Source organism: Rhodococcus indonesiensis, from assembly GCF_047782815.1.
GTDB classification, from domain to species: Bacteria; Actinomycetota; Actinomycetes; order Mycobacteriales; family Mycobacteriaceae; genus Rhodococcus; species Rhodococcus indonesiensis.
Genome location: NZ_CP180630.1, coordinates 4,467,282 through 4,490,101, shown reverse-complemented (window position 1 = coordinate 4,490,101; position 22,820 = coordinate 4,467,282). Strand labels below are relative to the sequence as shown.

Here is a 22,820-nt window from a genome sequence, read left to right as displayed (position 1 = left end):
GAAACGGAGAACAACATGGCCCGTCGCACGAGACTCGCCCTGGGCGCCGCACTGGCCGTCGCGCTCCTCGCCGGGTGCGGTTCCGCCCCGACGTCGGACGCCGTCGACCCGCAGGCGACGCTGCGGTACGCGACCACCTACGGGGCGTCGTCCTTCGACCCGCACAAGACCCGGGTCGCGCAGGACAACATCATGCTGACCCAGGTGTACGACCGGCTGGTGCACCGCGACCGGGACGCGAATCCGGTTCCGGGACTGGCCGAGTCGTGGGAGTTCTCCGACGACGGTCGCACCCTCACCTTCCACCTGCGGGAGGGCCTGCAGTTCCAGGACGGCACCCCCCTGGACGCGCAGGCGGTCCGGGCCAATCTCGAACGTGCCCAGGAGCCGGACTCGATCACCACGACGATGCTCGCACCGGTCGAGGCGATCGAGACCCCCGATGCCACCACGGTGGTGCTGCGGTTGAACGGGCCCGGCACCCAGCTCGTCCTGACCCTGTCCGATCTGCCGGGAATGATGGTCAGCCCGAACGCCTTCGGCACGCCGGACAAGGACGCCGCCCTGGTGCTGCGGCCGGTCGGCGCGGGCCGGTACACCGTCGCCGACGCGCAGCCCGGCGCGTCGTACGACTTCGTGGCGTGGGACGGCTACTGGGATCCGGAGTCGGTGACCGCCGAGAGCTTCGAATGGGAGGTCGTCACCGACCCGCAGACCCGCATCAACGCGCTGGCGTCGGGCGAACTCGACATCGCGATGGCCACGCCGCTCTCGATCGACCCCGCTGCCGCGCAGGGCCTGGACTCGCAGGTGCAGACGAGCCTGAACCACTACGTCCTGCACTTCAACCGCACCCGCAGCGAGTTCGGCAACGTCGACGTGCGCCGGGCGCTGAGCACCGCGATCGACCGGCAGGCCCTCGTCGATTCCGCACTCGAAGGCCACGGCGAGGCGGCCAGCCAGAACTTCCCGCAGGGCTACTTCGCCTACAACCCGGAGCTGGCCGACCGGTACGCCTACGACGAGCAGGCCGCCCACGAGACGCTCGCCGCGGCCGGGCTGCCGGCCGGGTTCACGTTCACCGCGGGCGTGATGAACCTGCCCGAGAACGAGCGGATCGCACAGATCGTCCAGCAGCAGCTCGACGCGATCGGCGTCACCATGCAGATCCGGCTGCTCAGCCCCGCCGAGATGTCGCCGGTCTTCAACCGCGGCGAGCTGGACGCCGTGCTGACCACCTTCTCCGGACGGGCCGATCCGTCACTGCTGCTGACCACGTACTTCGCGCCGGATTCGCCGCAGAACCCGTCGCACGACGTCACCCCCGGCTTCGCGGAGGCCCTCGCGTCCGCGAACGCCGAACCGGACCAGCAGGCCCGCGGACGGCTCCTCGGCGACGTCTCCGCCACGGTCGTGGACCAGGCACTGATGATCCCGCTGGCCTTCTCCGACCTCGGCGCCACCCTCACCGACCGGGTCGTCGGCTACCGGCCGTACCGGGCGCTGGACGAATGGGGCGGGATCGGCCTCACCGCCGCCGAGTGACCGGGGCGGCACCGCCGCCGAGTGACCGGGGCGGCAGCGTCCCGAGCGACACCTCGACACGATGTAAAGGACCGGCAGGATGCTTCGATTGATCGGGCAACGGCTGCTCGCGGTGCTACCGCTGCTGCTGATCGCCACCGCCATCACCTTCGGCCTGATCTTCCTCATCCCGGGTGATCCCGCGCACCGGATCGCCGGCGAGACCGCGACCCCGGAACAGATCGAGCTGGTGCGCACCGAACTCGGGCTCGACCAGCCCGTCGTCGTGCAGTACGCCGACTTCCTCGGCGGACTGGTGCGGGGCGACCTGGGGACCAGCTTCACCTACAAGGCGCCGGTGCTCGAGATGATCGTCGACCGGCTGCCGGTCACCGTGTCCCTGACCCTGGTGGCGGTGCTCGTCGCGCTGGCCGTCGGTATCCCGGCCGGCATCGTCGGCGGCAGCCGGCCGGGCAGCTGGCAGGACCGCGCCACCAGCGTCGGATCCACCCTGGGCGTCGCGACCCCGAACTTCGTGCTCGGCCTGATCCTGGTCCTCGTCTTCGCGCTGCAGCTGAGGGTCCTGCCCGCCACCGGTTACACCCCGCTCGCCAAGGGCGTGTGGCCCTGGCTCAGTCACCTGCTGCTGCCGGCGATCGCGCTCGGCCTCGCCGCCGCCGCCGAGATCGCCCGCCAGTTGCGCAGTTCGATGATCGAGGTGATGCAGCAGGACTACGTGCGCACCGCCACCGCCAAGGGGCTCGGGCGGCGCTCGGTCCTGTGGAAGCACGCCCTGAAGAACGCCTTCATCCCGACCGCGACCGTGCTCGGCATGCAGATCGCGTTCCTGCTCGGCGGCACGGCCGTCATCGAGTCGGTGTTCGGCCTCAAGGGACTCGGCGACTTCGCCGTGCAGGCGGTGCTGTCCGGCGACCTGCCCGCCATCCAGGGCGTCGTCATCTTCGGTGTCTTCGCCACCGTCGTGATGAGCCTGCTCGTCGACATCTCTTACGGGTACCTGAACCCTCGGACCAGGAGCGCGGCATGAGCGAAACCCTCACCTCCCCGAACCCCGTCGCGGAGACGGCGCCGGCCGCCGTCGAATCGCCGCGCCGCCGGTTCCTGCGCCGGTTCCGAGGCCGGCGGGCCGCCGTCGCCGCGGCGGTGTTCCTGGCCCTGATCACCGTCCTCGGGCTCGCCGCACCGCTGATCGCCCCGCACGACCCGCTGATGCAGGAACTCACGGCCCGCCGGCTGCCGCCGCTGTCCGACGGCTATCTGCTCGGCACCGACAACCTCGGTCGGGACACCCTCTCGCGGCTGCTCTACGGGGCCCGCGTCGCGGTCACGGCCGCGGCGATCTCGGTGACGGTCGGTCTGCTCCTCGGCGTGATCCCAGCCCTCGCGGCCGGATTCCTCGGTGGCCGCTGGGACGCGCTGCTCTCGCGCATCGCCGACGCGTTCCTCAGCTTCCCGCCGCTGCTGCTGGCGATGGCGATCGTCGGCGTCATGGGACCCGATCTCACCAACGCCATGTTCGCGATCGGAATAGTCTTCGGCCCGAGGTTCTTCCGCGTCGTGCGCGGCGCGGTGATCGCGGTGCGGGAGAACACCTTCATCGAGGCGTCCCGCAGCATCGGCACCCCCACCACGCGGATCGTGCGCCAGCACATCCTCCCGCACACCCTCTCCCCGCTGATCGTGCAGATCAGCCTCGCGTGCGGCTTCGCGATGCTCGCCGAATCCTCGCTCAGCTTCCTCGGACTCGGGGTGCAACCACCGGATCCGAGCTGGGGGCGGATGCTGGCCGAGGGCCGCGAGGCATGGAACTACACCACCTGGCCCGTGCTGATCCCCGCCGTCGCGATCATCCTCGCCGTGCTCGCCTGCAACACCCTCGGCGACGGGATCCGCGACTCGGTGGGCCGCGAGAATCGGAGCGAGAAGTGACCGAACCACTGTTGAGCGTCGACGGTCTCGGCGTCGAGTTCGCCACCGCGTCCGGCTGGACACCGGTGCTGCAGGACGTGTCCTTCGACGTCGCGGCCGGTCAACTCGTCGGGCTCGTCGGCGAGTCCGGATCCGGAAAATCCGTCACCTGCTCGTCGGTGCTGCGGCTGCTGCCGTCCCGGCAGTCCCGCACCGTCGCCGGCAGCATCCGCTTCCAGGGCCGCGACCTGCTGACCATGCCGTCGCGCGAGCTGGAAGCGGTGCGCGGCAACGACATCGCCATGATCTTCCAGGAACCCATGACGAGCCTGAACCCGGTGTTCACCGTCGGCGACCAGATCGCCGAAGTGGTACGGCGGCACCGTCGCGTGAACCGGAAGGCGGCGACGGCCCGCGCGGTGGAGGTGCTCGACCTCGTCGGCATCCCCGACGCCGCCCGCCGGATCCGTCAGTACCCGCACGAATTCTCCGGCGGCATGCGGCAGCGGGTGATGATCGCGATGGCGCTGGCGTGCGAGCCGAAGCTCCTCATCGCCGACGAACCCACCACCGCGCTCGACGTCACCATCCAGGCGCAGGTGCTCGACCTGATCCGCGAGATGGCCGGCCGGTTCGGGATGGGCGTGCTGTTCGTGACCCACGACCTGGGAGTGGTCGCCGACCTGTGCACCGAGGTCGTCGTGATGTATGCGGGGCAGGTCGTCGAACGGGCCCGCACCGAGCCGCTGTACGCGACGCCCCGCCACCCGTACACCGCGGGCCTGCTGCGTTCGGTGCCCGACGTGGGCGGGCGCAGCGAACTGCACACCATCGCAGGCTCACCGCCGCCGCCCGGCTCGATCCCCGTCGGCTGCCGGTTCGCGCCGCGCTGCCCCCACCGGGCCGACGAGTGCGCCGCCGACGTCCCGCTGCTCGCCGTGGGCGACGACCGGACGGCGCGCTGCGCCCGGGTGACCGATCTGATCCTGGAGGGAACCGTATGACCGTCGTCGAGAAGGACACGAACGCGCCGCTGCTGAGCGTGCGGGGCCTGCGGGTCGAGTTCCCGGTGCGGGGGCGCGCGTTCGCGAAGAAGCGCACGATCCGCGCGGTGGACGAGGTGGGGTTCGACATCCGGGCCGGCGAAACCTTCGCCCTGGTCGGAGAATCCGGCTCCGGGAAGTCCACCACCGCGCGCGGCATCCTGCGGCTGGTGGACGTCGCCGCCGGGTCGGTGGTACTCGACGGTGTCGACGTCACCGCCCTGGGAAAGTCGGAGCTGCGCACCGCGCGCCGCGACATGCAGATGGTGTTCCAGGACCCGTACTCGTCGCTGGATCCGTCGCGCACGGTCGGCGACGCCGTCGCCGAACCGCTCGAGGTGCACACCGACCTCGACGCCGCTGCCCGCCGCCGCAAGGTCGGGCAGCTGCTCGAACAGGTGGGGCTGCGGCCCGAACACGCCGAGCGCTACCCGTACGAGTTCTCGGGCGGGCAGCGCCAGCGCATCGCCATCGCCCGGGCCATCGCGGTGGAGCCGAAACTGGTCGTCGCCGACGAGGCGGTGAGCGCCCTCGACGTCTCCACCCAGAACCAGGTGATCGCGCTGCTCGAGGAGCTGTCCGCCGAGCTGGGCATCGCGTACCTGTTCATCGCGCACGACCTCGCGGTGGTCCGGCACATCGCCCACACCACGGCGGTGATGTACCTGGGCCGGATCGTCGAGTGGGGTCCGTCGGAGCGGCTGTTCACCGAGCCGGCGCACCCGTACACGCAGGCGCTGCTGTCGGCGGTGCCCGTGCCGGATCCGGCACGGCAGCGCCGCCGCGAACGGATCCGGCTCACGGGCGAGCTGCCCGACCCGGCGAATCCGCCCGCCGGGTGCGCATTCAGTTCCCGCTGCCCGAAGGTGCTGCCGGTGTGCCGGGAACGCCGTCCCGAGATCACCGAGGTGCCCGGGGGCGGGCAGGTGGCCTGCCACCTGGCGTGACGGGCGAGTTCAGGACGGCGCGTCGTCGGTCCGATCACCGGCTGCCAGGGCGGTGTCCACCACGATCTCCGAGTGCAGGGTCCGGTGCACCGGACAGCGGTCGGCGATCTCGAGCAGGCGCTGCCGCTGTTGCTCGTCGAGATCACCGGCGAGCCGGATCACGCGTTCGATCCTGTCGAGCCGCCCCGTCCGGGTCTCGCAGTCCTCACAGTCGGCGGCGTGGATCCGGCTGTGGCGCAGGGAAACCGACACGTTCTCGAGCGGCCACTGCTTGCGGTCGGCGTACATGCGCAACGTCATCGACGTGCAGGCACCGAGGGAGGCGAGCAGCAGGTCGTACGGTGACGGCCCGGTGTCGTCCCCCACGGGTGTAGGTTCGTCGGCGGTCATCAGGTGCCGGCCCATGGCGATGCGCTGCCCGAACCGGGTGGCCCCGTTCCACGAGACTTCGACGACGCCCTCGGCCGGGGGCGGCCCGGGCCGCGGGTGCTCGTCGAGGTACCTGCCCACCCAGACCGCCAGCGTCGAGGCGACGAACCGGGCGTCGGACTTCCGGGTGAGCAGGTGGTCGGCGCCGTCGACGGACAGGAAGGACTTGGGGTGACGGGCCGCCTCGAAGATCTGCCGGGCGTTGTCGATGTCGACGGTGTCGTCGTCGGGGGAGTGCATCACCAGCAGTGCGGCACCGAGCTTGTCGATCTGCTCGGTCGCCGCAGGGGCGCCGATCGTGACCACGGCTCGCGCCTCGGGCACGTGCTCGGTCGCCGCGAGGACGGCCGCGCCCCCGAAGGAGTGGCCGATCAGGACGCTGGGAGCGGCGTAGTGGTCGCGTAGGTGATCTGCGGCGTGCACGATAGCGGCGACCTCGGACTCCGAGGCGGTGCCCTGGCAGCCGACGCGCAGGACGCCGATGCCGTGCTCGGTGAGGGTCTCCGAGATCCGCGACGCTGCCGTGCCGGAGCGGTGGGCGAACAGTGCGAACGCGCGCGGCGGGCCTTCCGGCAGATCCAGCACCGCCGTCGATTCCGTGCCGCCGGAGCCGGCGACGGGGATCTTCTCGCTGTGCATGGTGCCCGCCCTCTCGCCCTTTCCCGGAGGCTATCTCGTTCCCGGGAGGGACCACAGAGGATTCGGCGCCCTCCGCGGATCAGTACAGCGGGCCGCCGCCGAACGCCCCGCGGTGCGAATCCGGTTGATTGCCTTCGACGTCGACGACCCCGTAGTCGAGGGCGGTCTCGGCGGTGATCAGGGTGTGCCCGCTGCGCTTGTTCACCTTCGGGTCGTTCGCGAGCGCGACGATCACTCGTCCGACGAATTCGGGGGTCTCGGCGTTGGCGAGGGAGAAGCCCTCGAAGTTGTCGATGCCGCGGGCGAGCATGGCCTCGTTCTTGACCAGCCCCGGCCACACCGACAGGGCGGTCACACCGGTCCCGCGCAGGTCCACGGCCATGTCGGCGGCCATCTTGTCCAGCCCCGCCTTCGAGATGCCGTACAGCACCGAGTGCAGGTAGCCGCGCGTGCCGAACGAGGAGATGTTGACGATCGTTCCGCTGCCGCGCGGCACCATGAGCTTCGCCCCCTCGACGGACGCGACGTAGTGCGCACGCAGTCCGAGGCCGACGAGCGAGTCCCAGTCCGAGAGCGGGCGCTGCCAGAACGGCTCGGAGAAGCCCGCGAACCCGGGCGGCCCGGCCCACACGTTGTTCACCAGCAGGTCCAGCCGGTCGCCCTGCTCGTCGGCGATGCGCCGGAACAGCGCCTGGATCTGCTCGTCGTCGGTGTGGTCGCACTGCACGGCGATGCCGGTCCCGCCGCGGGCGGTGACCTCGGCGGCGGTGCGGTCCAGTGGGCCGTCGGTGCCGACCGGTCCGCGGGCGGTGACGTAGACGGTCCAGCCGTCGGAGCCGAGGGCGCACGCAATGCCCTTGCCGACGCTGCGGCTCGCGCCGGTGACGAGGGCTACCTTGCGTTCGGTCATGTCTTCGGGCATGTCACTGCGCCACTTTCACGTCGTCGGTCAGTGGGCGTTCGATGGACCAGTGCACCCGCACGTGGCACCGGGCAATCTTCCACCGTCCGTCCTCGACGACGTAGTCGTCGTCGTAGTCGAGTGCGCTGACCCGCTCGGTGCGGGTCCGTAGATCGACCTGCCGGAACCGCAGGGTCCACGCCCCGGTGGCGGTGCCGTCGCCGGTGATCTCGAGGCTCGGGTGCATGCCGTGGTGCATGTCGAGGATGACATACCGGTCGTCGACGCGTTCGAGGGCGAGGCGGGCGTAGACGTCGACGAGACCGTCGGCGTCGTCGAAGCTGCCCAGCGCGGGGCCGTAGTAGATGTCGGCACCTTCGGCGACGAAGCAGTCGCGCATGCCCTCCGGGTCCTTGGCGTCGCACGCGCGGAAGTACCGGTGTTTGAGCATCCGGATCTCCTCGAGCGCCTCGAGCCGGGCCAGTCGCTCTTCGACGGTCATACTCGCGTCCCTTCCGTCCTGCGGATACAGCGGCGACCCGGACCCTAGCCGCGCCGCGAGGGTGGCGGCAGCGATCGTCCCGGTGACCGGGCCGCAGCACCGGAAAGAGCGTAGAACTCGTTTCAGAATCTTCGTCGCGGCGCCTTCCTTCGGAGTACATATGTGTGCAGAATGCTCGGCATGCCCACGCGCACCGCCCGCCTGCTCACCGCCGCCCTGACCGTGCTGCTGGCGCCTCTCGTCGCCGGGTCCGTCGCGGCTGCCGCTCCCACGGGGTCTGCGTCGGGCTACGACGAGTTCTACCTCCCACCCGATCCGCTGCCCGGCGGCGCGGCCGGCGACGTCCTGCGCACCGAACCCGTCGTCGCCCCGGCGCTCGACGCCACCGCCACCCGGGTGATGTACCGCAGCGAGAACGCCACGGGCGGCCCGACCGCGGTCACCGGCACCGTGTTCGTGCCCTCGCAACCCTGGTCCGGCGACGGTCCGCGTCCGACGATCGTCCTCGGTCCGGGCACGCAGGGCATGGGCGACCAGTGCGCACCGTCGAAGCTGACGAACCACCTCCAGGAGTACGAGTACCTGCACATCGTGCCGCTGCTCGCGCGCGGCTACGCCGTCGCGATGACCGACTACGAGGGCCTCGGCACGCCCGGCGGGCATCCCTACCTGAACCGAGTCTCGCAGGGGCACGCCATGCTCGACCTGGCCCGTGCGGCGCTGCAGCTGACCGACCGCGGTATCGACGAGGGCACCCGCATCGGCTTCTGGGGGTACTCGCAGGGCGGCATGTCGTCGGCGGCGGCCGCGGAACTGGCCGGCACCTACGCCCCCGAACTGCCCGTCGTCGCCGCGGTCGCCGGTTCCCCGCCCGCGTCGCTCGCCGACCTCGCCGTCGCCGGCGACGGATCGCTGCTCTCCGGCGGGATCGGCTGGGTCGTCAACGGCTTCGCCGCGGCCTATCCGCAGGTGCGGGAGGAACTGCTCGGGGTGTTCAATCCCGCCGGACGCGACATTCTCGCGCGCGCCGAGACGTACTGCGTCTACGACGCGCCCCGCATGAATCCGTTCTTCCCGACGGCCTGGTACACGGTCGACGGCCGGCCCATCGCCGATCACCTGGCCGCCGAACCGTGGGCGTCGCTCGTGCGCGAGCAGGAACTCGGCAACATCGCCCCCACGATCCCGACGTTCGTCGCGCAGAACGCGACGGACGACTTCGTCCAGGTCGGCGGCGTCGACACGATGGTCGAGAAATGGTGTGCCGGAGACGCATCCGTCACCTATCGCCGCTACGCCATTCCGCCGGTGCTGCCCGGGACCGGCGCGGGTCACGGAATCGGCCTGCTTCCCGCCGCCGTCGAAGGCATGGACTGGATGGGCCGGCGGTTCGCCGGCATGCCGGAGGAGAACACCTGCGTGGGCTGAAGGGGTCACCCTGCCGACCATGGATGACCCGACACCGGACATCGTGCCGTTGCGCCGATCCGGCGTCCCGCCGACCTGTCCCGGTACTCTGCAGCCGCCGGGACGAGCGCGGGTCCCGAGACTGGGTCGAACTGTCCGGTCACGGACTGGCGGGCAGCGGCGGCAGCGGCCGCTGGGTCGGCAGCGGTTCGGCCGGGGTCCATGCGTCGAACGGTACGGCAAGCGTCACCGGACCGGCCTCGGCGAAAGTGAAGGTCACCGGATGGGTCAACCCCGGCCGGATCGACTCGGCGGGCATTTCTGCGCGAACGGTCAGCGGCTCGTCAGGTGCCGGGGGCTTCTCGAGCTGCTCGACGGGTTGGCCCGCAGACAGGGAGGTGCCGGGCCGGATCTCACGTGCTTGTTCAGGGCCGGTGACCGTGAACGAGGCTGCCGGGGAGTCGATCGACACCAGGCGCTCGGTGTTGAGGGAATTGTTGGTCACCGTGAACGAAAGCCTGACCTGACCGTAACGTGCCTCGGACGTGTCGGTGGGTTCGGCGTGAAAATACACATTGAGCAGGTGCAGGTCGTCGAGCCGGGCATCGTTGCCGTTGACTGCGGCCTGCTGGGTGGCGGTCTGGGAGATCTGCCCGGCCCCGCATCCGACGGTCAGTCCGACTGCTGCGGCGATCGTCAGCACCAGCCCTGCGCGTCCGCTTCGAAAGCGGACCGAAGTGTTCGTCGGCATGACATCTCCTCACTGTCGTCTCGCTACCGGACGTACCCACGTCGATGCGACGTCACCGCCGGCATCCGTCTCGGTCGGGTTACGATCCCGGCAGCTGAGCTCTCGGTCGGCCTGTCCCCGGATTCGTCATGCGAATCGCACCGATGCGACATGTGCTGCCTGTCCTCGCCCCGACGGACGACTGCGTATCGGCGAAACCGTCCGGCACGGACTCGATCGGAATCGCGTCGATCGCCTCGGTGATGATCGGGATCCGGGTATCCGAAGACCCAGCATTCAGGTTTCGTCGGATCGGTGGCGTGCTGCGGCTCCTGGCATGGGCACGATCGTCGGTTCCGCCGGCGACCGTAGGTGACACGAAGGAGCAGCGGTCCGGCATTGACCGATTAAGGATGCAGACTTAATATGGTCGACGTGACAGAGGCCACTTCCAGAGAAGCAATGATCGATGCGGCAGAGCGGATTATCGCCGAGAAGGGCATTGCATCGATGACGCTCAAAGGTGTTCAGCTCGCGGCAAATCAGGGCAACAAGTCGGCTGCGAAGTATCACTTCGGATCAAGGGAGGGCCTCCTCGAGGCCATCGTCGAGGCTCGAATGGCTCCCGTGAATGCGCGCAGGCAGGAACTGCTCGACGACATGAATCGGCTGGGTGCCCTCGTGACGATCCGGCAGGCCGTGGAGGCGCTCGTACGGCCCCTTGCCGCCGAGACGCTGGGTCGACCCGGCAGCCGATATGCCCGCTTCATGGTCCAAGCGCTCACCGATCCTGCTCTCGCCGACATCATGCAGAAGCATATGAACGGCGAAAGCTACAGGCGCGTACACCAATTGATGGTCGAGCTCAGTTGCGCCGGCCACGCATCCGCCGTTCGCCGTGCCAACAACGTGGTGATGCTCACCATGGCTGCCCTTGCTGCTCAGGAAGGCCGAGTTCGCACACCGGAACAGACTGCAGAAATCGTTTCCGATCTTGTCGACAGCTGTGCGGCGGTGCTCGGAGCACCGAATTCGCCGGCTGCGCCCGAACCCCGAGGAGTCACACCATGACATATGCCCTCCCTGCCACCGCCATGCCCACACCGACCGATCCGCTCGCCGCATTCGGTCCACTCGTTGCGCAGCGGATGCCGGACGCGATCGAAGACCGCCCTTACAAGCTTTTTTCGCTCGATCCTCAAACTCCTACCATCGGAGCTGAAATATCCGGAGTACGCCTCGGTGGTGACATGTCCGACGATGTGCTCGCCGAGCTCCGACGGGCACTGCTGGAATGGAAGGTGTTGTTCTTCCGTGACCAGGACATCGATCGCAGCGAGCATCGCAGTTTCGCGGCGCGGTGGGGCGAGCTCGAGCAGCACCCGTTCTTCAAGTACACCCAGCCCGGCCAGGACGACGCGGATGTGGCAACGCTCGCCAAGGACGCGACGATCGTCGGAGCCGAGAATGTCTGGCACAACGACGTGACGTGGCACGAGTTCCCCTCCTTTGCGGCGGTACTGCGGGCAGTGGAGGTGCCACCGGTCGGCGGCGACACCCTCTGGACGGACACGGGAGCCGCCTACGACCTTCTGCCCGAGGATATCCGCGCACGGATCGACGGGCTTCACGCCGAGCACGACTGGATCAGATCGTTCGGGTCGGGTATGCCGGAAGATGCCGTGGCGATGCTCCGACCGCACTTTCCTCCGGCCGTTCATCCGGTCGTGCGGGTCATCCCCGAGACCGGTCGACGCGTTCTCTTCGTGAATGTTGCTTTCACTCAAAGGATCTTGGGAGTATCGGAGGAAGAGTCGAACGAACTCCTCCGTCTCCTCTATCGGCATGTGCAACGACCCGAGTTCCAGGTACGTCTGCGCTGGCGCAAAAACACAATTGCTTTTTGGGACAACCGATCCTGTCAGCATTACGCATCGAGTGACTACTTTCCCGCTCGTCGGGTGATGGATCGGATTTCGATTGTCGGTGACAAACCCCTCGGGATTTTCTCCTGAGAAGGTGACCGAGGACGGGCACCGACAATGAGTCCACCCGCACCACGCTGCTGTGCAGCGCATCAGCGCAGGACCCACGGTGGTGGTGAGCGCTTCGAGTCGAGTCGAGGCGAGTCGAGGGGGCCGGCCAGGACATCCTGCCGCCTCATGCACGACCGCGGTGCCGCGTCCTCGTACGCGAAATGAGGTTCGCTGCCGCTACCGGCGGCAACGGCCGACGCGTCCGAGGTCGGATGGGATCTGTCGGTGTCGAACGATCGAAAGGAAGCTGTCCTGAAGGAATACTCGGAAGCGACAGATCCCATCGCTCCTCCGTCCACCGTTCGCAGTTCTATACCGCAGCGGGGAGGCACCCTCCCGCGCGGCAGATCGCCGGTCAGGTGGCCGGCAGCACTGACCGTGCCTCCCATCCGGTTGCGCTCCCGGAAAGCCACGGGAGGGCGACACCTCGCCGGATCGCGCGGCAGTGCATGGCAGGTCCATCCGGAATCCCAGAGCGTGGAGTGCCTGATTCGGCACCGCGTGGTCGTCGGCAACTACTCCGAGGTCCTTGAAGGACCCGGGACAGAATTCCGGTCCCCGAAACGTGGATCGATGCAGTCGTCGCCGCTGCCCGCGACCTGCGGTGCTTGCGTTGCAGCCGCCACATCGACCGGACCGACTGGTGCGGGAACTGTCCATCGGTCCTTCCTGTGCCGTCACTATCGGGTGACGCGGAATCTTGTGCATCGGTGCCTTGGACTGTGTCACGGCTTGTCGACGAACACCTCGTGCACCGACGCAACTGTCTGGGGCGGCGGATACCGGCCAGGCCGAATTGGCCGGCTACGACTTCGTACAGTAGCCCTCCCGTAGTGGCCACCAGTTCGTGCCGCGACTGCCCGCGATAGCGCCCATACGGGTCGCTCACTGGTAGCAGGGCGATTTCGGCGATCGAAAATTGTCCACCAGCTCCCGTTCCGGGAGCGAAGAACCGCTCATCGGACCATTCCTGCCGACGGCAGGAGAATCCTGGTTCCGGCCGTCCTCCACGGCGCCGTCAGCGGAATGTCGTCTGAGCGGACCAGGGCCGTTCAGGTCTCAACCAGGTCGAACGTTCTGTGGGCATGCCCAGGGTCACGTGCGCTACGCCCGCACACAGCGCGGATATGCTCTCGGGCGCAGTCTCTTGCGGTTCGGTCTGCCGACGCGACCACCATCCGACTCCGGCACACGCCCGCGCACTTAGGAGGGGGCCGGCGGATATCGACCGGTCGGACGCCGGCCTCCCGATCGGACGCGCCCGTCAGGGATAGCATCCGTTCGGGAGGCTCTTGCGCCGCGCATAGCGTTCACCTCACCGACCGAATCGATTGTGGACGAGTCGGTGCCGCCGAGTGCAGATCGGACTCAGGTCGGGTGTTTGACGCTCAGCACCCGGCTCTGCAGAAAGTCCTTGATTCCGGCGAGGCCACCCTCGCGTCCGAATCCACTGGCCTTGACACCGCCGAAGGGCAGTTCCACTTCGACCGCATTGTGCTGGTTGACCCACACGCTCCCGGCCTCGATGCGTTCGGCAACTGCCGTGGCGAAGGTCTCGTCGGTACCCCACACCGATGCCCCGAGGCCGAATTCCTGGCTGTCGAGGGTCTCGATCACAGCATCGAGACTGCGGTACGTGACAACGGGAAGCACGGGGCCGAACTGTTCGAGGGCGACGAGGTCGTCGGAGTCGTCGACGTCACGCACCAGGGTCGGTTCCAGAAACCAGCCGGGAAGATCGGTACCACGGCCTCCTCCGGTGACCACAGTGGCACCTCCGGCGATCGCCTTGTCCAGCAAGGATCGGACGAAGTCGAGCTGGGCTTCGTTGTGCAGCGGTCCCATCCCGGTACCCGGTACAGCGCCGTCCCCGACCACGATCCGGCCGGCGTCGGCGGCGAAGGCATCGCAGAACTCCTCTAACCGGCCGTGCGGTACGTAGACCCGTTTGGGCGCGACACACATCTGTCCGGCATTGAAGAAGGCCGAACGCACCAGCGCGGCGGCGGTCCGTGTCATATCGGCGTCGTCGAGGACGATCGCCGGATCGTTCCCGCCGAGTTCGAGGGTGACGGGAGTGATCGTCTCGGCGGCCTGCTTCATGATCCGGCGTCCGACCGCGGTCGAGCCCGTGAAGCTGACTTTCCGTATCGATCGGTGCTCGACAAGTCGTCGCCCGACCTCAGGACCCCCGTGGACGATCTCCAGAACTCCGCGGGGCAGGACCGACTGCAATACCGACACCATCTGCTCCACGACCATCGTCACCGACTCGGCGGGTTTCACGACCACGGTGTTACCGGCCGCGAGCGCCGGCGCAATCTTCGCCGCCGTCAGAAATACCGGAAAGTTCCACGGAACCACCGCGGCGACCACACCGAAAGGCACTTTCTGGATCCGGGCGGTCCGGCCCACCGACTCCGGGCCGGGCGTCTCTTCCATCCAGTCGGCTGCGGCAGCATGGGCGAAGGCTCGAGCGCTGATCCACACCTCGCCCTGCGCCTCGGAGCCGACCTTTCCCTGTTCGGCCACGAGCGTCGATGCGAGCAGGGAAGCATTCTGTGTCAGTTCGAGCGAGCACCGGCGCAGCAGGTCCTGCCGGTACCGGCGGTCGGTGCGCCAGGAACCGAACGCGGCGTGGGCGCGTTCGACCGCGCGGTCCACCCCCTCCGTAGAGGAGACGGGTACTCGACCGACCTCCTCGAGAGTAGCGGGATTGCGAGAAATCAGTTCGTCCACGATGGCTCCGTTCGTTCGTTGAAAGGCATCTCCGGCCGGCGGCGATCGTCGTCGGAGAGGTTGCGTTCTCCGGGTTCGGTCGGGCGCACCGGGGGTCGAGATCTCCGTCCCGCCCACAGAACCGGCACGGCGTTCCGTGGTGCGTGCAGGTCGATTCGCAGGCACCGCGCGTATACTCGACGCGTCCGGGAACAGCTCACCGCGGGGTTCGGTGTTGCACTGCCTGGTCGAGATTCAGCGTCCCTGCCATCTCGGGGGGCGCTTCTCGAGGAATGCACTGACGCCCTCGTGCATATCGGCCGAGTCCAGCAGCGTTGCCACGGCCTGCTCGGTCAGCGCCCAACCACGGACATCCTCTGCGGCCGTCAGATCGCGAAGAGCGCGCAAGGTGGTACGAGTGGACATCGGTGAACACCGACAGACGTCCTCTGCCAGTCGCATCGCCTGTTCGAGGGCTCGCCCCGGCTCTGCGAGTTCGGATACGATCCCGAGTTCGTATGCCCGCTCGGCACCGATCGCCCGCCCGGACAGCAGCATCTCCCTGGCGACGTTCGGCGGAAGCATGCGTGTGGCACGGAAGAGCGCACCCGAGGTTGCGACGAGTCCGCGCCGTGCCTCCGGCAGTGCGAATCGAGCTGTCGTGGACGCGACCACCATGTCGCACGCGAGGGCGATCTCGAATCCTCCACCGAAGGCCGGTCCTTCGACGGCAGCGATCAGCGGCGTGTCACGGGCGCGGCGGATGACGCCGTATTCGCCACCGCGTGGGGTGCGCAGATTTTCGTGGGCGCTGAGATCTGTTCCGGCACTGAAGACCTCTGTGCTGCCGGTGAGGATGCCCACCCACAGACCGGGATCGTCGTCCAGGCGGTCGAGGGCGGCTTCGAGTACCTCGGCCGTGGGGCGGTCGATCGCATTGCGCTTGGCCGGGCGGTCGATACGGACGATCAGGATCCGGCCGTGCTGCTCGGCCACGACCGTCATTGTGCCACCAATTCGGCGACTGTCGCCTTCGCCCAACGATAGTCGGCCTTGCCTGCGGGGGAGCGCCGGATACGCGGCACGAAGACAATCGTGCGAGGGATCTTGTAGCCGGCGAGGACTTCTCGGCAGTGCTCGATCAACCTGTCGGCATCGACGGTGTTCCCGCCTCCACGTTGTTCGACCACGGCCGTGACCTGTTCGCCGAACCTCTCGTGGTCCGCGCCCACCACTAGGGCGTCCATCACGGCCGGGTGGCTCTTGAGTGCCGCTTCGACCTCTTCGGGGAAGACTTTCTCGCCGCCGGTGTTGATGCACATCGAGCCACGGCCGAGCAATACGATCGAACCGTCGGCCTCCACTCTGCCCATGTCGCCGAGCACCGCCATCCGCACACCGTTCATCACAGGGAACGTCCGCGCCGTCTTCTCCTCGTCACCGAGATACTCGAGAGGAACATGGCCGGTCCGGGCCAGGTAGCCGGTCAGCGGTGAGCCGGCGGGAAGGGGCTGCAGCTTGTCGTCGACGACGTGCATGTTCGGATTGCTGCGGACCCGGACGGTCCCGTCGGCGCCGAACTCGAGGGTGCCGTCGGCACCGCTCTCGGAGGTGCCGAAACTGTCCCGCAGGAATACGTCGGGCAGCAGACGCTGCAGTTCCCGCTTGGAGGTCGGCGACCACAGGGCACCACCGGAGCCGATCGTCGTCAGGGAGGACAGATCGAACCGGGCGCTGTGCTCGCGCAAGCAATCCGCAATCGGCCGTGCCATCGCATCACCGACGAGCATGATGCACTGCACCTGCTCGGCCTGAACCGCCTCGAGCGCAGCGACGGGATCGTAGGTCCGCATCAGGACCATCCTGCCTCCCGCGAAGAGTCCGGACAGGAGCGAGTAGAGCGCGGCGCCGTGCATCAGCGGGGCCGGGACGAGGATCGTCATCGGATTCGCTCTTGCGGCAGCCGCAGCGGCAAGCGCCTCCGGGGTGCGATAGGGCGCGCCTTCTCGATTACCGCCACTGAGTGCGGCCATGTAGAAGTCTTCGTGACGCCACACCACTCCCTTGGGCATTCCGGTGGTGCCCCCGGTATAGATGATCAATCGATCATCGTCACTACGGGGTCGGAACCGGCGCTCGTCGGAGGCCTGAGATGCAGCCGCTGCAATATCGTACGGCGCGAACCCTGTGGTGTGGGGCAGGGTGTCGGCATCGAAGACACCCACGCGCAGCAACCGGGGACAATGCGGGGCGACCTCCGCGACCACGTCGACGAACTCGGATTCGGTCACCAGCGTTGTCAGCGCGGCGTCGGTGTAGAGGTATCGGAGTTCTGCCGCGGTGTATCGGTAGTTGACGTTGACGGGAACAGCGCGGATCTTGAAGCACGCCAGCAGTGTTTCGACGTACTCGATACGGTTACGCATGTGGATGCCGACGTGCTGCCCCGGGCGGATGCCACTGTTTTCGAGATGACGGGCGATCCGGTTCGCTCGTCGGTCGAGCTCACCGTACGTTCGGCGGATACCGTCGCAGACCACCGCGGTGCGGTCGGTGAGGGCCTCCGCGACCGCCTCGAACAAGTCTGCAAGATTGAGCGACATGAAGTAGCACCTTCCGGTAGCGCTGGGTGGGTCGAGTTCCGAATAGTGCGGATGTGAGCTGTCAATCGCACCACGTGACGACCGCGTCGAGATCTGCGCGGGTGGTGCGAAACCGGTTCTCGGGCCGTGTGTGGTCTTCGAAACCGAACGAGACGGCGCAGAGCACCTTGCGCTGCGGGGGGATGTCGAAGAACTGCCGCACGAACGGGGCACATCCGGCAACAGCGGCCTGGGGTACTGCGGCGATGCCGTGACTGTGGGCGGCGAGCAGGAGGGTTCCGAGGTACAGTCCGCAGTCCACGGCACCGTAGACGCCGAGCGATTCCTCACACGTCAGGACTGCGACGTGCGGGGCACCGAACAGATCGAAGTTCTTCATGGTCTGCCGTGCCGAGGCCTGTCGATCACCGAGCGGTATTCCGACGCTGGTGTACAGCTGTTCGGCGCACTCTTTACGGCGGTCTCGGTATACCCCGTTGTATTCCTCGGGAAATGGGTAGTCGGGATCCTGGGGCTCGGACCGGACGGCGTGTGCCAGCCCAACTCGGAAACGCTCTGTGGCGTCGCCTTCGGTCAGGTACACCGACCAGGGTTGCGTATTGCACCAGGAAGGAGCCCACTGCGCGGCAGCGAGGAGCGACTCGATGGTGGCTCGGGGTACCGGATCCGGGCGGAAGGCTCGGCAACTGTGGCGAGTAGCGAGCAAACGTTCGAAATCCTCCGCTGTCGGCGTAACAGGTGCTTCGATCACATCAATGGTCCCGTTCGGTGAGAACGCGGTCGCGCCGGTCGACGTCTGGGAGCGACAGAACCGGGAAATGGCAGACCGCAGATTAGGTCGACGTCGGCCTTGCCGGCCGTGACAGCGGACAATCCAGCTGTGCGGTCGATTAGAGCAACACCCGGCTGCACTGTCAATCTCACAGGGCTGTTGCCGGCCTGCACGCCGGAGCGCCATGGTCTGTGCACACGGATCGGCTGGGTGTGAGCCGATCGAGGTGTTCGCGCACGAATCCCGAACTGTGACGGGCGTTCGCCGGTGCTACGAGCTCGGGTCCTGGCCCCGCGTCGGTTTGCCCCGGTGTCCTGGCTTCCCTTGTGCGGCTGAGGGTGCGGGGACTTCGAGGTATGCGTGCCGAAGTGGGTGCCGTGGGGGCGGGTACGGGGATTGACGAAATAAGGATACTCCCTTAATGTCGACGTTGTGACGCGAAGCACAGCTCGCAGGGCGATGATCGAGGCTGCGGAATACCTCGTGGCAGAGCACGGGATGGCAGCTCTGACGTTCAAAGACGTCCAAGTTCGCGCCGGTCAGCTCAACAAGTCCGCCGCCAAGTACCACTTCGGTTCCCGTGAGGGACTGATCAAAGCTGTCCTCGAAGAGAGAATGGCTCCGGTCGACGCTCGGCGGCGACTTATCCTCGACGAGCTCCTGGCCGACTCGGAAAGGCCTACCCTCAGGCAACTCGTCGAGACCCATATCCATCCCCTGGCAGAACACACTCTGCTCCGGACAGATAGCCGCTATGCGCGATTCCTCGTGCAGGCCCTGTTCGATCCGAAGCTGGCCGAGATCATCTGGAAGCAGGTCGAAGCAGAGAGTTTCCGGCAGGTGACGGACATGATCGTCGCAACAATCCCCGCACCTGCGGGTCTCGCTCGGCTACGCGCCGATCAGATCCTGACCCACGTCATCGTCACCCTGGCTACGTGGGAAGCCAAACCGCGCAGCCGCTCGCAGAGCCGCGTCCTTGTTCTCGACCTCGTGGAAACCAGTCTGGGCATAGCCCGCGCCGACGTTTCCCCCTCCATTACAAGCTTTTTCGGAGCCAGCCAATGACAGCATCAGCGGGGCCGCAGAACCGCCCCCCATTACCAGTCCGCGCCCGTGTGAACGCAACTGCCAGCATCGGATTGCTGCCATGAGCGCCCCCACCGCGTCGCCGGACGCCGATCGCACCATGAGTACCGCCCGGATCGTCGGCGCTCTTGCGGCGATGATTCTCTTGTCGGAGATCGCCACCTTCGAGATCTTGATGGTACTTCCGGCCCTGCCCCACATGGCCGCCGAGTTCCAGACGACTGACGTCGCATGGGTCGTGTCGATTGTGACTCTCACCGGCGCAACCGTCATGCCACTGGTCGGCAAGGCATCCGACAAGTGGGGCAAGAAGCGTGTCATCATGATCCTGGCCGGAGGCTTCGTCCTCGGCAGCGTCGTCAGCGCGACAGCACCGACCCTCGCCCTCATGCTCGTCGGTCGCGCCATGCAGGGTGCGCTCGTGGGAATCGTGTCCATTTCCTACGGTCTGGTTCGTGACACCTTTCCGCGCAGAATCGTGCCCGTAGCTCTCGGCGCAGTGGTGACCGGAATCGGAATGTCCGCTGTGGCAAGCCCGTTCATTGCAGGATGGATCATCGATGGCGTCGGGTTCCGAGGCATCTTCTTGTTCATGGCGGCGTACGTGCTGGTCCTTCTGCCGATATACGCGGTGATGGTTCCGGAAAGTCCGGTGCGTGTACGGCGGGCCGTCGACTATCTCGGAACCGCACTTCTGGGGCCGGGTATCGCAGTCCTGCTGCTGGGGTTGACGGTGGGCTCACGCTGGGGTTGGACTTCGCCGGCCACTCTGGCGGCCTTGGTTCTCGGTACCGTGATGCTCGGATCCTTCGTGGCATGGCAGCGAGTATGTCCCCACCCGCTGATCGATCTGAAGATCCTTCTCGGTCCACGGTTCGGCCCGGCCATTCTGGCGGTCTCGTGTGTGTCCTACATGATGAACGCGCACGCCCTCATCATCCCGACCATGCTGCAGACGCCCGCGGGAATCCCCGGCATCACGTACGGATCCGGCTTGTCCGCAACTCAACTGGCGTTCTGGACGTTTCCGGTCGGAGTGGTCTCGATGATCATGGGACCGGTCGGCGGATATCTCGCCAGGAAGATCGGGGCACGGCAAGTGCTCATCGCAGCGACCGTCACGCTGCTGGCCGTGATGTATCTCGGATCGCGGCTGTTCACCGTGCATTGGCAGGTCGCCGCAATGAGTTCGTTGTGCGGCCTTGGGATCGGCTTGCTGCATTCGTCCAACGCCAACTTGATCCAGGACGCGCTTCCGCCCTCCCAAGGCGGTGTGGGCAATTCCATCGGAGGCATGGGTGTTCTCCTCGCCGGCGGCATCGCCACTACCCTGACAGGTGTCGTCATGTCGAACCACGTGTTGACGGTGACGGCCGGATCACATGTGATCTATTCGGATACCGGACTCACGCGTGGATACTTGTTCGCCGCCCTCGCCGGTGCGCTGGGCCTGATAGTCGCGCTCGTGATGCGGCACGGCCGATCCCCGGCCCAGGGCGGAATGACGGAAATCGTCGACCCTTCCACGATGTCACCCGAATCGTCCACCTCGATGGCCGGACATCGATCGTCGTGACACGCCGCGGCCGCACCCGAGGCGGCTTCGAGGTCGTGGGTCGCCACGTTCGATGTATGCGTCTCGCACGTCACCGGGATCGGGTGCCGAATCGGCCGTAGCCACATCGATCGTCCCCGCCCGCCGGCGGAGCGCATACCGAGGAGCGAGGAGCGGGGGAGTCGACCACCCGCCTCGACATCGACTGTCGACGCCCCCTCGTTGCCCTGCCCGAAGGATTCACAACTGCACCGGCTGCGCCGGCAAGCGGGTTTTCACCGAACCGAAGCAGTATCTATTCGATACCGATCACCGTCGTCGACCAAGGGAGATTTCATTGACCCCATCGATTCGAGCTCGTGCCTGGGTGCTGACTTCGGCCTTCACAGCAGCGACCATGCTGTTGGCGGGATGCGCCGGTGAGCCCACCACGGCGACAGATGCCTCGGCCGTTTCCACCGGACTCGTCGGTGAGCAGGCAGACGGCGGTGAGCCGACGCCGGGTGGCACCTTGTCCTTCGCTACGTACAACAGCGTCAGCAGTCTGGATCCGGCCAATCGCCAGGACGGAGGTGCGACCGGCGGCAGCGAGATGGCCGCGATATACGACCTGCTGATGCGCTACGACCCAGCGACACGGGAGTTCGAACCTCAACTGGCACAGTCCCTGACCTCAAACGGTGAGAACACCGTCTGGACACTTACACTGCGCGAGAATGCGGCGTTCAGTGACGGCACCCCGGTCGACGCCGATGCCGTTCAGTGGAGTATCAATCGTTACCTGGAGAAGAAGGGGACGCACGCGCAAGTCTGGACGGCATCGGTCGATCGCATCTCCTCCCCGGATGCGAAGACGATCGTCTTCACGCTCGAGCAGCCGTGGGACGAGTTCCCGATCCTGTTCACTACCGGTCCGGGCATGGTCGTCGCGCCATCGTCGATGGCATCGGGCACGTTCACTCCGATCGGGGCCGGTCCGTTCACGGTCGACGAATTTGCCTCTCAGGACGAGCTTGTACTGGCAGCGAATCCGAATTATTGGGATGGTCGTCCACATCTGGACAAGCTGCGCTTCCCCGCGATCGTCAGTGAGCAAGCCAAGCTCGATGCTCTACACAATGGGGACATCCAAGCCGCCTACCTGCGTAATGCCGAAACTGTCCACAATGCGCTCGACGCCGGGGACGTCGGCTACGTCTACACCGTGAACATGGGCGCGTTGGGTCTGATCAACCAACGTGAGGGCCGAGCAGGAGCGGACGAGCGGGTGCGCAAGGCCATCGTGGCGGCCCTCGATCCCGCCACCTTCACCGAACGCACTGAAAGCGGCTTCGGCATACCAGGCAGCGACATGTTCCAGCCGTGGTCGCAATGGCACGGCGATGTGTCCGGGTCCGGATTCGACCCGGACGCCGCCGAGGCGTATCTGGCCGAGGCGAAAGCGGACGGGTACGACGGAAAGCTCACCTATGTCGGACTCAACGATCCGATCGCCCAGCGCAGCGCACTGGCCTTCCAGTCGATGCTGCAGGCAGTGGGTTTCACGGTCGAGATCGTGTACACCTCCAGCATCAACGAACTGGTCAAGACCATGTACGCGCAGCACGACTACGACATCTCCTACGTCGGATTCAATGTTCTCGACGAATCCCCGTTCGTGCGCATGTACGGCAACTTCGCCAGCACGTCGGCCTCCAATGTCCTCGGCTACTCGAACCCCGAGATGGACGCGTTACTGGATCGGCTGCAGACCGCCCCGAACGACGACGAGCGGCGCCGTGTGCTCCAAGACATTCAGTCCCTGGTCAACGAGACGGCACCGATGGCCGTCATCGGCGCCGGCAAGTATTTCGTTCCGTGGAGCTCCGATGCCTACGGGATCACTCCCAGTGCGGACGGAATCATGCTGTTCGGAAATGCCTGGCTCGTATCCGGGCCGACAGCCTGAGCCGGCGTCGGCCCCGACCGTCGACATGGTGTGGACACGAGCGGAAAG

At 67.0% G+C, this 22,820-nt stretch carries 19 protein-coding genes; 11 read left to right on the top strand and 8 right to left on the bottom strand.

All coding sequences use genetic code 11. The features are described from left to right. Window positions 1–15 precede the first annotated feature (15 nt). From ACM26Y_RS20495 to ACM26Y_RS20475, 5 genes are all read left to right on the top strand, one after another. The gene (locus tag ACM26Y_RS20495; RefSeq protein ID WP_416061775.1) at window positions 16–1,545 is read left to right on the top strand and encodes an ABC transporter substrate-binding protein; all 1,530 of its coding nucleotides are present in this window, start codon (window positions 16–18) and stop codon (window positions 1,543–1,545) included. A gap of 79 nt (window positions 1,546–1,624) precedes the next feature. Next, a complete protein-coding gene (locus ACM26Y_RS20490; protein ID WP_003934603.1) occupies window positions 1,625–2,572 on the top strand; it encodes an ABC transporter permease in 948 nt (315 codons plus the stop codon). Next, window positions 2,569–3,474, top strand: coding sequence for an ABC transporter permease (locus tag ACM26Y_RS20485; RefSeq protein ID WP_003934602.1), 906 nt, complete (start codon window positions 2,569–2,571; stop codon window positions 3,472–3,474). Before ACM26Y_RS20490 ends, ACM26Y_RS20485 begins: the two co-directional genes overlap by 4 nt. Beyond that, entirely contained in the window at window positions 3,471–4,457 is a 987-nt protein-coding gene (locus tag ACM26Y_RS20480; RefSeq protein ID WP_003934601.1) for an ABC transporter ATP-binding protein, read from the top strand. The genes ACM26Y_RS20485 and ACM26Y_RS20480 overlap by 4 nt, the downstream gene beginning before the upstream one ends. Then, window positions 4,454–5,443: an ABC transporter ATP-binding protein gene (locus ACM26Y_RS20475; protein WP_416061774.1), complete on the top strand. Its 990-nt coding sequence runs from the start codon at window positions 4,454–4,456 to the stop codon at window positions 5,441–5,443. Before ACM26Y_RS20480 ends, ACM26Y_RS20475 begins: the two co-directional genes overlap by 4 nt. 9 nt (window positions 5,444–5,452) lie before the next feature. Here the strand turns inward: ACM26Y_RS20475 and ACM26Y_RS20470 are convergent, their stop codons facing one another. From ACM26Y_RS20470 to ACM26Y_RS20460, 3 genes are all read right to left on the bottom strand, one after another. Continuing rightward, window positions 5,453–6,511, bottom strand: a complete 1,059-nt coding sequence (locus tag ACM26Y_RS20470) for an OsmC family protein (RefSeq protein ID WP_416061773.1) — start codon at window positions 6,509–6,511, stop codon at window positions 5,453–5,455. A gap of 79 nt (window positions 6,512–6,590) precedes the next feature. Beyond that, window positions 6,591–7,421 (bottom strand): SDR family NAD(P)-dependent oxidoreductase, encoded by an 831-nt coding sequence (locus ACM26Y_RS20465; RefSeq protein WP_237210665.1) that lies wholly within the window; start codon window positions 7,419–7,421, stop codon window positions 6,591–6,593. A 13-nt stretch (window positions 7,422–7,434) separates the two neighbouring features. Continuing rightward, entirely contained in the window at window positions 7,435–7,914 is a 480-nt protein-coding gene (locus ACM26Y_RS20460; protein ID WP_416061772.1) for a nuclear transport factor 2 family protein, read from the bottom strand. Window positions 7,915–8,085: 171 nt separating this feature from the next. On the opposite strand from ACM26Y_RS20460, the gene ACM26Y_RS20455 reads away from it, so the two are divergent. Further along, window positions 8,086–9,342: a lipase family protein gene (locus tag ACM26Y_RS20455; RefSeq protein ID WP_416061771.1), complete on the top strand. Its 1,257-nt coding sequence runs from the start codon at window positions 8,086–8,088 to the stop codon at window positions 9,340–9,342. 139 nt (window positions 9,343–9,481) lie between these two features. Here the strand turns inward: ACM26Y_RS20455 and ACM26Y_RS20450 are convergent, their stop codons facing one another. Further along, window positions 9,482–10,072 carry a hypothetical protein gene (locus ACM26Y_RS20450; RefSeq protein ID WP_416061770.1) on the bottom strand — a complete coding sequence of 197 codons (591 nt, stop codon included), beginning with the start codon at window positions 10,070–10,072 and terminating at the stop codon, window positions 9,482–9,484. Between the two features lie 414 nt (window positions 10,073–10,486). On the opposite strand from ACM26Y_RS20450, the gene ACM26Y_RS20445 reads away from it, so the two are divergent. Further along, a complete protein-coding gene (locus ACM26Y_RS20445) occupies window positions 10,487–11,122 on the top strand; it encodes a TetR/AcrR family transcriptional regulator (protein ID WP_416061769.1) in 636 nt (211 codons plus the stop codon). Next, the gene (locus ACM26Y_RS20440; RefSeq protein ID WP_416061768.1) at window positions 11,119–12,066 is read left to right on the top strand and encodes a TauD/TfdA dioxygenase family protein; all 948 of its coding nucleotides are present in this window, start codon (window positions 11,119–11,121) and stop codon (window positions 12,064–12,066) included. Before ACM26Y_RS20445 ends, ACM26Y_RS20440 begins: the two co-directional genes overlap by 4 nt. A 1,389-nt stretch (window positions 12,067–13,455) precedes the next feature. On the opposite strand, the gene ACM26Y_RS20435 is transcribed toward ACM26Y_RS20440, so the two are convergent. The 4 genes from ACM26Y_RS20435 to ACM26Y_RS20420 form a co-directional block, all read right to left on the bottom strand. Continuing rightward, window positions 13,456–14,826, bottom strand: a complete 1,371-nt coding sequence (locus ACM26Y_RS20435) for an aldehyde dehydrogenase family protein (RefSeq protein ID WP_416061767.1) — start codon at window positions 14,824–14,826, stop codon at window positions 13,456–13,458. A 234-nt stretch (window positions 14,827–15,060) separates the two neighbouring features. Beyond that, complete coding sequence (locus ACM26Y_RS20430) at window positions 15,061–15,810, bottom strand: enoyl-CoA hydratase-related protein (protein WP_416061766.1); 750 nt, start codon at window positions 15,808–15,810, stop codon at window positions 15,061–15,063. After that, a complete protein-coding gene (locus ACM26Y_RS20425) occupies window positions 15,807–17,408 on the bottom strand; it encodes an acyl-CoA synthetase (RefSeq protein WP_416061765.1) in 1,602 nt (533 codons plus the stop codon). Before ACM26Y_RS20425 ends, ACM26Y_RS20430 begins: the two co-directional genes overlap by 4 nt. Before the next feature lie 61 nt (window positions 17,409–17,469). Further along, a complete protein-coding gene (locus ACM26Y_RS20420; RefSeq protein WP_416061764.1) occupies window positions 17,470–18,159 on the bottom strand; it encodes a nitroreductase in 690 nt (229 codons plus the stop codon). Between the two features lie 453 nt (window positions 18,160–18,612). Here ACM26Y_RS20420 and ACM26Y_RS20415 point away from each other — a divergent pair, with 453 nt between their 5' ends. The 3 genes from ACM26Y_RS20415 (at window position 18,613) to ACM26Y_RS20405 (ending at window position 22,772) form a co-directional block, all read left to right on the top strand. Beyond that, window positions 18,613–19,248, top strand: coding sequence for a TetR/AcrR family transcriptional regulator (locus ACM26Y_RS20415; RefSeq protein ID WP_416061763.1), 636 nt, complete (start codon window positions 18,613–18,615; stop codon window positions 19,246–19,248). A gap of 82 nt (window positions 19,249–19,330) precedes the next feature. Continuing rightward, entirely contained in the window at window positions 19,331–20,845 is a 1,515-nt protein-coding gene (locus ACM26Y_RS20410) for an MFS transporter (protein ID WP_416061762.1), read from the top strand. Window positions 20,846–21,161: 316 nt separating this feature from the next. After that, window positions 21,162–22,772, top strand: coding sequence for an ABC transporter substrate-binding protein (locus ACM26Y_RS20405; protein WP_416061761.1), 1,611 nt, complete (start codon window positions 21,162–21,164; stop codon window positions 22,770–22,772). Window positions 22,773–22,820: the final 48 nt, after the last annotated feature.